We start from the raw sequence: 12337 nt of genomic DNA, 5'->3' as shown, positions 1-12337 counted from the left end.
AACAGTTTATCAATCCATTTATAATGATTTATCTTGTTGATAGACTACTTTACCACCGACAATCGTTGTCAAAACTTTTACATTTTGCATATCCGTCGCGGCAATGGTAAACGGATTGCGATCTAAAATGATAAGATCTGCAAATTTACCTGTTTCAATCGAACCAATATATTCATCTTGTTTCAATATATAAGCCGCACCAATGGTGGCACAACGTAATACCTCTTTAGCGGTTAAATTACGGTCGCTATTTAATCGCGGAAGATCGGCATCGATTTGTCTGGTCATAGCAATTTGAAAATCATACCATTCATTTAATGGATCAATCGGCCAATCACTACCAAAAGCACAATGAACGCCTGCATCGATATACTGTCCATGAGCTTCTAAACCATGATAGCGATCTTCACCAAAAAGAGTTTGATATTGTTCAACCATGGCTGAGCTGCATCCTGCCCATTGGAATGAAAAGACCACACCAGCATTTAACTCTTTGTATCTAGCAAATTGATGTGCAGCGCTTAACTCATTGTGCGCTGTACTTGGACGAATATCGGCATCGGGTAATACTTTTCGCATCTTCTCAATTGCATTAAGCACGACTTCAATTGCGCCTTCCCCAACAGTATGCATATGAGGGTGGAACCCCGCTTTGGACGATTCTAAAATCAAAGCATCTAACATTTCGATGGAATAATAGAGATCGCCGTAACGATCTTTTTCATCGGTTAAATTATAAGGTTTAAGTAAACGAGCGGTCATCAAAGGTTGTTGCATTACCCCATCAACGAATAACTTAACATGTGACACCTTGATACCTGGTTTTGGTTGCCAGTTTTTATCATCATAACGAGCAGCAAATTGTTTTACTTTATTGATTACACTAGGGATATCTTCAATAGATGAAACATCATCAGGTGGAAGCTCATGAGCACCAAATAAACGAATGGTCAATTGGTCTTGTTTTTGTAATTGTAAAAAAGCATCGGCTTGCGTATGAGTGATTCGGGCATCCATAACCGCAGTAACGCCTTGTTTGTTTAATTCGGTTTGTGATAATTTAGCAACATTAACCGCTTGCTCATCCGTTAATTTAGATATACTATCAAAGGCACGCATGGCAGGGGCATCTTCTAAGATGCCATTTAATTCGCCATCAACTGTACGGCCGATTTTGCCATCGGTAGGTTCTGGTGTATTCCTATCTAAGCCAAATTTTTCTAATGCAATGCTATTGGCAACTAAGGTATGGCAATCATTTGAAAAAAGAATTACTGGGCGAGAAGTGTTAAGACGATCAAGATCAAAACGAGTAATATCTGTACCTACTGGAAGAACTTCTTGTCTTAACCACCCGCGAACTTGCAGCCAATGGTTGTTGTGATTTGTAGAATCTTTATCTAAGTATTGTTGAATAATTGCTAAAGTATCATCAATGGTTAAACTTTGATAATTTAAATTACATGAGGATAGTTGCATTCCTCCCCAAAAAGTATGTAAATGTGAATCGATAATCCCAGGCATCATGGTTTTGCCTTTTAGATCATAAATGGTTGTTTGGTTATCAACATAGTTCTGGTTATTTATTTCTTGTGTACTACCGGTTGCAATAATATAGCCATTTTTAATGGCAATAGCTTCACAAACAGTGTCTTGTTTGTCAGCGGTGTAAATATAGCCATTAACATAAATAACATCAGCTTTAGCCATTATAAGTGATTCCTCAAAATAAAGATCGAAATTAAAGCTGAACGATAACAGATTTATAAAAAATTTGTCAAATGCAATAATTTTCTTTATTGTGTGAGCAGATTATGCTAAAACTAAGCCATTTAGTTACAGCGTCACAAGGTGAGCCGATGAAATATCAACAATTAGAAAACCTTGAATGTGGTTGGAAATGGCACTATCTTGTAAAAAGGCATTTAGAGGGTGAGTTAATTACTCGTTACATCGAAAAAAGTGCTGCACAACATGCCGTAAATGAATTATTACTATTAGAACATAATCCAAAAGGAGTTGTGAATTGGATCAATGAGCATTTGAATCCCGATTTAGATAATCGAATGAAGCAAACTATTCGGGCTAGACGAAAACGTCACTTTAATGCTGAACAACAAAATACACGAAAAAAATCCATAGATTTGGAATTTTTAGTTTGGCAACGGCTTGCTAATTTAGCAAAACGTCGAGGCTGTACTTTGTCGCAAACCATTACACAACTTATTGAAGACGCTGAGCAAAAAGAGCAATATGCAACAAAAGTATCGACTATTAAGGATGATTTACAGTCACTTCTTGATGCGAAGCTTGATAATAACTAACTCAACTACAGGATAAATAGGCTTAATTATGGGAAAATCCCTTGTTATTGTGGAATCACCAGCCAAAGCAAAAACGATTAATAAATATCTTGGCAAAGATTTCGTGGTTAAATCAAGTGTGGGACATATTCGTGACCTTCCAGTAAGTGGTAGTAGTCAACGTGCTGAAAAAACCACAAAAGACAAAGCTGAGAAAAAAGTTAAACGTTCAGAGAAACAGGTTTTAGTCGACCGAATGAGTGTCGATCCTTATAATGGCTGGAAAGCACATTATGAAATTTTACCTGGTAAAGAACGGGTTGTTGCTGAACTAAAAAAACTTGCTAAAGATGCTGACATGATCTATCTCGCAACCGACTTGGATAGAGAAGGGGAAGCAATTGCGTGGCATCTAAAAGATGTAATAGGGGGTGAAGACAGTAAATATCGTCGTGTAGTATTTAACGAAATCACCAAGACCGCGATTAAAAACGCATTCAATGAACCCGCTATGTTAGATATGGATCGCGTCAATGCTCAGCAAGCCCGTCGATTTATGGATCGGGTTGTGGGCTTTATGCTATCACCTTTACTTTGGAAAAAAGTGGCGAGAGGATTATCAGCGGGGCGTGTACAATCCGTTGCTGTTCGATTAGTGGTTGAGCGTGAACGTGAAATTCATGCCTTTATTCCAGAAGAGTACTGGGATCTGTTTGCTGATTTGCATACAGCCAATAGTGATCTGTTAACGATGCAAGTTGTGCAGTATAAAGATGAAGCCTTTGAGCCAAAAGATAAAGTCGCTATTGATATTGCCTTAGCTGAGTTAAACAAAAATCAATATCAAGTTATCAATATTGAAGAAAAACCAACGAAAAGTAATCCAACTGCACCGTTTATTACTTCAACTTTGCAACAAGCTGCTAGCACGCGTTTAGGCTTTGGGGTTAAAAAAACCATGATGCTTGCCCAGCGTCTGTATGAAGCAGGTTACATTACTTATATGCGTACTGACTCAACCAATTTAAGTCAAGATGCATTAACAATGGTGCGTGATTACATTGGTCAGAATTTTGGTGACAAGTATTTACCTAAATCAGCAAATGTTTACAGCAGTAAAAAGAATTCCCAAGAGGCGCACGAAGCCATTCGTCCGTCTGATGTGAACGTTATTGCCGATAATATTAGTGATGTTGAAGCGGATGCATGTAAATTATATCAATTAATTTGGCGACAATTTGTTGCCTGCCAAATGACGTCGGCTGAATACAACTCCACAACGCTCACTGTAAAATCAGGCGATTTTACCTTAAAAGCTAAAGGACGTACGTTGCGTTTTGATGGTTGGACTAAAGTGCAACCTCAACTCTCGAAAAACAATGAGGATAAAATATTACCTAAAGTTGCTGTTAACGACGAATTATCGTTAATCAGCTTAAATCCAAATCAACACTTTACCAAACCACCTGCACGGTATAACGAAGCGTCATTGGTTAAAGAGCTTGAAAAACGAGAAATTGGTCGTCCATCAACCTATGCAACTATCATTTCAACTATTCAAGATCGCGGTTATGTGCGTTTGGATAATCGCCGCTTTTATGCTGAAAAAATTGGTGAAATTGTAACAGATAGATTAAACGAAAACTTCAATGATTTAATGAGTTACGATTTTACTGCACGTATGGAACATGCTTTAGATGAAATCGCCCATAAAAAACAAGAGTGGCGAGAAGTTCTTGACCAATTCTTTAGCGATTTTAGTGCTCATCTTGAAGTGGCGGAACAAGCACCAGATAAAGGCGGTATGCAACTTAATCCACTGGTATTAACACCTGAAATTAAATGTCCAAATTGTGGACGTGAAATGGGCATTAAAACTGCTGGAACAGGGGTGTTTTTAGCTTGTTCGGGTTATGCATTACCACCTAAAGAACGCTGTAAGCAAACCATTAATCTCATTCCAGAACACGAAACATTAAATATTTTGGAAGAGGCCGAAACAGCAGAGACGGATGCTTTAAGAGCGCTTAAACGTTGTCCAAAATGTCATACCGCAATGGACAGTTATTTACTCGATAACGAACGCAAATTACATATTTGCGGTAACAATCCAATTTGTGATGGTTCTATCGTTGAAAAAGGTAACTTTAAGGTTAAAAGCTACGAAGGCCCAATTATTGAATGTGAAAAATGTGGATCAGAAATGCACTTAAAATCAGGGCGTTTTGGTTTATATATGGGATGTACTAATCAAGATTGTAAAAATACACGTAAAATCTTAAAAAATGGTGATGTTGCACCACCAAAAGAAGATCCTGTTGATTTACCAGAATTACCGTGTAGTAAATCTGATGCTCATTTTGTTTTACGTGATGGTGCTTCAGGTATCTTCTTGGCTGCGCATAACTTTCCAAAATCAAGAGAAACACGTGCACCATTGATTGAAGAGCTACAACGCTTTAAAGATCGTTTGCCAGAGAAATTTATTTATTTAACTCAAGCACCAAATAAAGATCCAGATGGAAATCCATCCATTGTACGTTTTAGTCGTAAAAGCAAACAACAGTATGTCACTTCCGAAGTTAATGGAAAATCGACTGGCTGGGTAATGCAATACATAGACGGCAAATGGGTAAATAGTAAAAAGTAGGTAAGAACACCTGAAACTTTGTCAAAAAGTTTCAGGTTATGTATACGTTTTAGTATAAAATTTGTTTTTGTTTGTGCTAGAGTGTGAAAGGAATTACCTTACGTTTTCTCGCTTTTGAGTAAAGCTAAAAGCGAGAAGAGTATATAGTTAAAGGAGCCTTGTCATGAAATTGCAACAATTACGTTACATTGTTGAAGTGGTCAACAATGACCTTAATGTGTCGTTAACCTCCGAAAAACTTTATACTTCGCAACCTGGTATCAGTAAACAAATAAAATTGTTAGAAGACGAACTTGGCATTCAAATTTTTACAAGAGTCGGTAAACATCTTTCTGAAGTTACTCCTGTCGGGGAAAAAGTTATTTCCCTCGCTCGTGAAATCCTCAACAAATCAAATGATATAAAAATTATAGCTAAAGAGTTTAGTCAGCCAAATCAAGGCTCATTAACGATTACGACAACTTATACTCAAGCACGTTATAGTTTGCCAATAGTCATCCAACAATTTATGAAGCAATACCCAAATATTATTTTGCATATGGAACAGGGCTCATCACCGCAATGTATTATACAGGCACAAGCAGGGCAAGCGGACTTTGCCATTGTTACTGACCTTTCACAACTTAATGATGAAATGATTGCATTGCCATGTTATCACTGGAACCAAGCCGTGATAGTTAAAAAAGATCATCCGTTGGCTAAAAGTAGTTTAATTTCTATTGCAGAGTTATCCCAATATCCCTTAGTCAGTTATGACTTTTCTAATGATGGTTCTGACCTCAATCAAGCTTTTATTCGCGCTGGGCAATCGCCAAATATTGTGTTTAGCACAACCGATGCAGAGTTAATTAAAACTTATGTTAAATTAGGTGTTGGCGTCGGAATTGTTGCTAAAATGGCAGTAAGTGATGCAATTGCTGATGATGATTTTGTTGTGCTTAATGCTGGGCATATTTTTCCTTACAGTACTACTTATATTACTTTTGCGCGTTCTTTATTTTTACGTAGTTATATGTATGATTTTATCAGTCAATTTTCACCACATTTAAATCGTCAAACTATCGACAAACTGATGTTATGTGATAATAATACTGAAGTGTTAGCCATGTTCAATGGGGTAAAATTGCCAGTTCGCTAGCTTGAAATTTTATTTTTGAATAATAAAGCTGAATAAAGTGCGAAATTATCGCACTTTTTTATTAGCACTATTTATGTCTGGCTTTCAAAATACCAATGACATCTTGCAATGACAGATTTTGGTCATGCAGTAAAACGAGTAGATGGTAAATTAAATCAGCCGATTCATTTTTCAGCTCTTCAGTATCACGTACCGTTGCTGCTAAAGCCGTTTCAACGCCTTCCTCACCCACTTTCTGAGCAATACGTTTAGTTCCATCATGATAGAGTTTAGCGGTGTAAGAAGATTTTGGATCGGCATTTTTGCGGCCAGCAATTAACTGCTCTAACTCAAATAAGAAACCCCATTGAGTTTTCGCAGAAGCGAAACAACTGTTGGTACCTGTGTGACAGGTTGGTCCAATTGGATCAACTAAAACTAATAAAGTATCATTGTCACAATCTGAAGTAATACTTACTACATTTAGAAAATTGCCAGAACTTTCGCCTTTGGTCCATAGACGTTGTTTAGTGCGTGAATAAAATGTAACTTTACCACTGGCTTGAGTTTGAGATAGGGCTTCTTGATTCATATAACCCAGCATTAATACATCGCCTGAGACATAATGTTGAATAATGACAGGCATCAAATTATCGACTTTTTGCCAATCAAGTTGCTTTGTATTGAATTGCAATGAATCGAATTTTGTGTTGGAATTTTCTGTTAGCATAATCGAATATTTACTCCATGTTGCACTAAATATTGTTTAAGTTCACCAATGTTAATGATTTGTTTATGAAATACTGACGCGGCCAATGCACCGTCGACATCTGGTTCATTAAAGGCTTGTAAAAAGTGTTCCATTGTACCAGCGCCACCTGATGCAATTAATGGTACATGGCAAACCTCACGCACGGCTTTTAATTGAGCTAAATCGTAACCATTACGCACACCGTCTTGATTCATCATATTTAAAACAATCTCACCCGCACCCCGTTTTTGTACTTCTTTTACCCAATCAAGGGTATTCCACTTGGTTGCCACTGTACGCTTTTCATCTCCGGTAAATTGATAGACATGATAGTTATTTGATTGTTGGTCATACCAAGTATCAATTCCAACTACAACACACTGCACACCATAACGATCAGCCAATTGAGTAATCAAATTAGGATTAGCTAATGCGGGTGAGTTAATTGAAATTTTATCGGCACCAAAAGTTAAAATCTGTCCTGCGTCTTCAACTGTTTTAATACCACCAGCTACACAAAAGGGAATATCAATCACCTCGGCAACTTTTGCAACCCAACTTTTATCAACGACACGACCATCGGAAGATGCAGTGATATCATAAAAAACCAGCTCATCAGCTCCTTCTTGGGCGTAACGTTTAGCCAAAGGTACAATATCGCCAATAATTTCGTGATTACGAAATTGCACGCCTTTCACTACTTGTCCATTGCGTACATCCAAACAAGGAATTATCCTTTTTGCCAACATGAAATTGCCTCCTCAACCGTAAAATTGCCTTCAAGTAGTGCTCGTCCCACGATCACTCCCGCCACGCCACTATCCTTGAGAGCTTTAATATCATCGAGTTGACCGATTCCACCCGATGCCTGAAAGGCGATCTGCGGGTATTTTTGGCTAATTTCACGATATAATCTCACATTTGAGCCGCTCAGCGTTCCATCTTTAGAAATATCTGTACAAAGCACATGTTTTAAGCCATGAGGTAAATAATCATCAATGACTTGTTCAAGTGTTTGGTTAGAATCTTCTTGCCAACCATGAATTGCGACATATTTATTACCATCAGCAGCGATGCGGACATCCAGAGCTAAAACTAACGCTTCAGGACCATATTTGCTAAACCACTGCTTAACTAATTCTGGCTGTTTTATTGCTGTTGAACCTATCACAACTCGCGCTGCGCCAGCTGCAAGGAGCGCTTCTACATCGTCTTGGGTGCGGATACCACCACCAATTTGTACAGGTACTTGGACACCTTTAATTAACGTTTGAATTAAAGTAATTTGCCGAGCTTTAGGATCTTTTGCACCGGTTAAATCCACAAGATGTAGAAGTTTTGCGCCTTGTCGTTGATACTCTTGTAAGTGTAATAGAGGGTCACTTCCATAGTCACGTTTTTGGTCATAATCGCCCTGATGTAATCGAACGACACTACCATCAATTAAATCAAGGGCTGGAATAATAATTGGATAAACTGCCATAGTTACATCTCCAAAAAGTTTTTTAGCAATTGTGCACCGGCTGACCCAGAACGTTCGGGATGAAACTGTACACCGTAAAAATTGTCTTTTTGCACGGCAGCGGTAAAGCTTTCGCCGTAATTGGTTTCTGCAATAGTTGCTGAGCATAGTGGCATCGCGTATCCATGAACAAAATAAAAATAAGCACCATCTGCAATATCTCTGAATAGATGATGACCTGCTTTTGGGTAAACTTGATTCCAACCCATATGAGGTAAAGGTAAACCAATATCTGGAATTTTATCGACTTTTTCATCAATGATTCCTAATGTATGTACATGCCCTTCACTACTGTATTCGGCTAGTAGCTGCATACCGAGACAAATGCCTAAAACAGGTTGAGTACACGCTTTAATAAGTTCAATTAGATTACGTTCTTTTAACTTTTTCATTGCCGCTGAAGCTGATCCTACACCGGGTAGAAACAGCTTATCACACTCAAGTACGACTTCGGGCTCAAGACTAATTATCGGTTTATAACCCAATCTTTCTATGGCATATTTTACCGAAGAAAGGTTTGCACAACCCGTATCTAGAATGACAACATTCATCTACAGTACTCCTTTTGAGCTCGGTAAGCAGTTACCGTCTATTTTAATTGCTTGCTTCAACGTTCGAGCAAAGGCTTTAAATAAACTTTCAATTTTATGGTGATCATTATCGCCTTGTGTCTCAATATGCAAGGTAATTGCCATTGCATAGCTGAGAGAATAGAAGAAATGTTCAACCATTTGCGTGCTCATATCGCCTACTTTTTGATGAGTAAATTGAGCATTAAATATTAAATAAGGCCGACCCGAAATATCCATTGCACATTTTGCTAAACACTCATCCATAGGAATGACTGATGCATAACGAGTAATTCCTCGTTTATCTCCTAAAGCGATTTTTAACGCTTCGCCTAATGCTAATCCAGTATCTTCAATGGTGTGATGATCATCAACATGCAAATCTCCGTCAACCTTAATATTAAGTTTAATGCCACCATGGGTTGCAATTTGATCCAACATATGATCAAAAAAACCAATACCGGTACTGATTTGACTACCACCTTGACGATCAAGCCAAACTTCAACTAAGATCTTTGTCTCTTTAGTATTACGTTCAACTTTTGCGTAGCGGTCTGCTGTGGTTAACCGTTGTGCTATTTCAGCCCAATTTAAAGTTTCTGGATGATAACGTAATCCTTTGATTTGCATATTTTCGGCGAGTTGAACATCAGTAACCCTGTCACCAATAACATAACTGTTTTCTTTATCTAAGTTACCATTGCTAAGATAAGGTAGAACTAATTGAATTTTTGGTTTACGACATTGACAATTATCTTCTGGAAAATGAGGGCAAATTAGCACCTCTTCGAAGTTAACACCCTGTGATTGAAAGATTTGCATCATCAAGTTGTGAGGACCATCAAAATCAGATTGTGGATAACTGCTAGTACCGAGACCATCTTGATTTGTTACCATCACCAGTTTAAAACCAGCAGATTGCAACTTAAGTAGAGCAGGGATGACATTAGGTTCAAACGCCAACTTCTCAAAGCTATCGACCTGAAAATCAATTGGCGGTTCAGTAATTAATGTTCCATCTCGGTCAATAAATAAGTATTTCTGTAACATCATTGCTCCTATATTATCGCTTTGAGTGCCAAAATCACTGCATCACATTCGGCTGCTGTGCCAATGCTAATGCGAATTATACTATCTTGCCCGATTGATTTGCTTTGATCGCGCAAAATAATGCCTTTATTCCATAATGTTTTAAACACATCTTTACCCGCTTGAAATTTAACGCATAAATAGTTAGATGAGCTAGGATAAACTTTTTCGACAATGGGTAAAGCAGACAAATCGCTTGCAAATCTCTCTTTTTGTCTGTTGATCTGTTGCACTTGTTGTCGCATTTTTTCAATACCCGTTTTACTTAGTGCTTGCGTCGCAATATCAGCAACCGGGGTTGCCAACGGATAAGGAGCAATTACTTTTTGTAATGCATCAATCACTGGTTTATTGGCGATAGTAAATCCACATCGTAAACCAGCTAAAGCAAAAGCTTTCGATAAAGTTCTTAAAATAACTAAATGCGGATAATTGGCTAACCAACTAACTACCGAAGATTCAGGTGAAAATTCAATATAAGCTTCATCTATTACCACAAGGGCACGGTTTTTAGCGATATCCAACAGTGTTTTAATATCATCAGGATTAATTAAATTGCCAGTTGGATTGTTTGGCGAGCAAACATAAATTAATTTAACATTATCAAGATGTTGCTCAATAGCTGTTAAATCCAATTGCCAATCCGATTTCGTTGGTACGGTTTTTATATCGATACCTAATGTTTCAGCACTAACCTGATACATACCATAGGTAGGGGGACAATATAAAATGCTATCTTGCTGTGGCTCACAAAATGCTCGCATTAACAGCTCAATCGCTTCATCAGCGCCACGACTAACAATTAATTGTTCTGGTTTGACACCTGCATAATGAGCATAACTATTGATAACTTGTTCCGGTTGCGGTTCTGGATAACGGTTTAATGTCTGTTCGGTTAACTCAAATTGTGGGGCAACAGGGTATTCATTGGCATTTAACCATACATCGCCATTTCCACCAATACGACGAGCAGATTGGTAAGGAGTTAATTTCTGTACGTTCTTTCTGACTAATTGATTAATATCCATATTGTTCACCTATTTTTTAGCGTTTAATGCAGCTAGACGAAGCGTTACGGCTTGTTTATGGGCAGTAAGTTGTTCTGCTTGTGCCATTAATTCAACCGCATTACCAATGGCTTGTAAGCCCTCTGGTGATAATTTTTGGACGGTCATACGTTTTTGAAAATCTGCCAATCCAAGACTTGAATAAGTCGCGGTATAACCATAAGTTGGTAAAACGTGATTAGTTCCTGAAGCATAGTCACCTGCCGATTCGGGTGACCAGTCCCCTAAAAATATTGAACCGGCACTGGTGATTTGTTCTACAAGATCATCGGCATTTTGTGTTTGAATAATTAAATGTTCAGGACCATAACGATTACTGATAGTAATGCATTGAGCTAAATCTTTAGTCACAATCAGACGACTTTCTTGTAAAGCTTTTTCGGCAATACCTTGTCGAGATAATTGGGTTAACTGTTTATCAACTTCAATTGAAACCGCTTTCGCAATATCCTCATCTGGAGTAACTAAAACTACTTGTGAATCGGGACCATGCTCCGCTTGTGATAATAAATCGGCAGCAATAAAAGCGGGATTAGCTGAACTGTCGGCGATAACTAACACTTCAGAAGGACCTGCTGGCATATCAATAGCTGCGCCGTCAAGGCGTTGGCTAACTTGGCGTTTAGCTTCAGTAACAAAAGCATTACCCGGACCAAAAATTTTATCGACCTTAGGTACCGATTCACTACCAAATGCCATTGCAGCAATGGCTTGTGCGCCGCCTAGTTGGTATATTTCGGTCACACCGCACAGTTCAGCTGCATACAAGATTTCATCAGCAATAGGTGGAGGAGAACATAAAATGACTTTACGACAACCGGCAATTTTTGCTGGGGTTGCAAGCATTAAAACCGTTGATAATAAAGGTGCAGAACCACCTGGAATATAGAGACCTACTGAATCAATCGGACGAGTGACAAGCTGACATTTCACCCCCGGCATTGTTTCAACCGTAATCGCTGATTTAACTTGGGCTTGGTGAAATTTTTCAATATTACTGACGGCTAATTGCATTGCCTGTTTTAATTCAGGTTTAACCCTTGCCGTTGCTGCTTTGATGGCATCTTGCGTTAATTTTATTTGTTGGATTTGTACTTTATCAAACTTATTACTTAATGCGATTAAAGCTTGATCACCATTTTGTTTCACCTGACTTAAAATATCTGTTACCGCTTGGCTAATTGAATCCGAAGCAGTAATAGCAGGGCGAGTTAAAAGTGCTGCACGCTGTGCATCCGAACATTGTTGCCAATAAGAGAGTTTCATAGT

General features: G+C 38.2%; 11 protein-coding genes. 3 read left to right on the top strand and 8 right to left on the bottom strand.

All coding sequences use genetic code 11. From position 1 onward, the window contains the following. Positions 1 to 18 precede the first annotated feature (18 nt). Entirely contained in the window at positions 19 to 1710 is a 1692-nt protein-coding gene (locus tag H3S73_RS12180; protein WP_198236760.1) for an amidohydrolase, read from the bottom strand. Between the two features lie 149 nt (positions 1711 to 1859). On the opposite strand from H3S73_RS12180, the gene matP reads away from it, so the two are divergent. The 3 genes from matP (at position 1860) to cysB (ending at position 6091) form a co-directional block, all read left to right on the top strand. Then, positions 1860 to 2324, top strand: coding sequence for a macrodomain Ter protein MatP (matP, locus tag H3S73_RS12175; RefSeq protein ID WP_039126398.1), 465 nt, complete (start codon positions 1860 to 1862; stop codon positions 2322 to 2324). Positions 2325 to 2352: 28 nt separating this feature from the next. Beyond that, entirely contained in the window at positions 2353 to 4953 is a 2601-nt protein-coding gene (topA, locus tag H3S73_RS12170) for a type I DNA topoisomerase (protein ID WP_198228257.1), read from the top strand. A 163-nt stretch (positions 4954 to 5116) separates the two neighbouring features. Further along, positions 5117 to 6091, top strand: coding sequence for an HTH-type transcriptional regulator CysB (gene cysB, locus H3S73_RS12165; protein ID WP_198236761.1), 975 nt, complete (start codon positions 5117 to 5119; stop codon positions 6089 to 6091). A 67-nt stretch (positions 6092 to 6158) separates the two neighbouring features. On the opposite strand, the gene hisIE is transcribed toward cysB, so the two are convergent. The 7 genes from hisIE to hisD are packed head-to-tail and all read right to left on the bottom strand — an operon-like array spanning position 6159 to position 12334. After that, entirely contained in the window at positions 6159 to 6800 is a 642-nt protein-coding gene (hisIE, locus tag H3S73_RS12160) for a bifunctional phosphoribosyl-AMP cyclohydrolase/phosphoribosyl-ATP diphosphatase HisIE (RefSeq protein ID WP_198236762.1), read from the bottom strand. Beyond that, positions 6794 to 7570, bottom strand: a complete 777-nt coding sequence (gene hisF / locus H3S73_RS12155) for an imidazole glycerol phosphate synthase subunit HisF (RefSeq protein ID WP_039126270.1) — start codon at positions 7568 to 7570, stop codon at positions 6794 to 6796. The genes hisIE and hisF overlap by 7 nt, the downstream gene beginning before the upstream one ends. After that, on the bottom strand, positions 7552 to 8289 hold the full coding sequence (hisA, locus tag H3S73_RS12150) for a 1-(5-phosphoribosyl)-5-[(5-phosphoribosylamino)methylideneamino]imidazole-4-carboxamide isomerase (RefSeq protein WP_198236782.1): 738 nt from the start codon (positions 8287 to 8289) through the stop codon (positions 7552 to 7554). Before hisA ends, hisF begins: the two co-directional genes overlap by 19 nt. A gap of 17 nt (positions 8290 to 8306) precedes the next feature. Beyond that, positions 8307 to 8894 (bottom strand): imidazole glycerol phosphate synthase subunit HisH, encoded by a 588-nt coding sequence (gene hisH, locus H3S73_RS12145; RefSeq protein ID WP_086326347.1) that lies wholly within the window; start codon positions 8892 to 8894, stop codon positions 8307 to 8309. Further along, the gene (gene hisB, locus H3S73_RS12140) at positions 8895 to 9962 is read right to left on the bottom strand and encodes a bifunctional histidinol-phosphatase/imidazoleglycerol-phosphate dehydratase HisB (protein WP_198236763.1); all 1068 of its coding nucleotides are present in this window, start codon (positions 9960 to 9962) and stop codon (positions 8895 to 8897) included. An 8-nt stretch (positions 9963 to 9970) separates the two neighbouring features. After that, positions 9971 to 11029: a histidinol-phosphate transaminase gene (gene hisC, locus H3S73_RS12135; RefSeq protein WP_232352516.1), complete on the bottom strand. Its 1059-nt coding sequence runs from the start codon at positions 11027 to 11029 to the stop codon at positions 9971 to 9973. Between the two features lie 9 nt (positions 11030 to 11038). Then, entirely contained in the window at positions 11039 to 12334 is a 1296-nt protein-coding gene (gene hisD, locus H3S73_RS12130; RefSeq protein WP_198236764.1) for a histidinol dehydrogenase, read from the bottom strand. Between the last annotated feature and the right edge of the window lie 3 nt (positions 12335 to 12337).

This window comes from Gilliamella sp. B14384G12 (assembly GCF_016101825.1).
GTDB lineage: Bacteria > Pseudomonadota > Gammaproteobacteria > Enterobacterales > Orbaceae > Gilliamella > Gilliamella apicola_N.
This window is presented reverse-complemented; position numbering and strand designations above follow the sequence as displayed.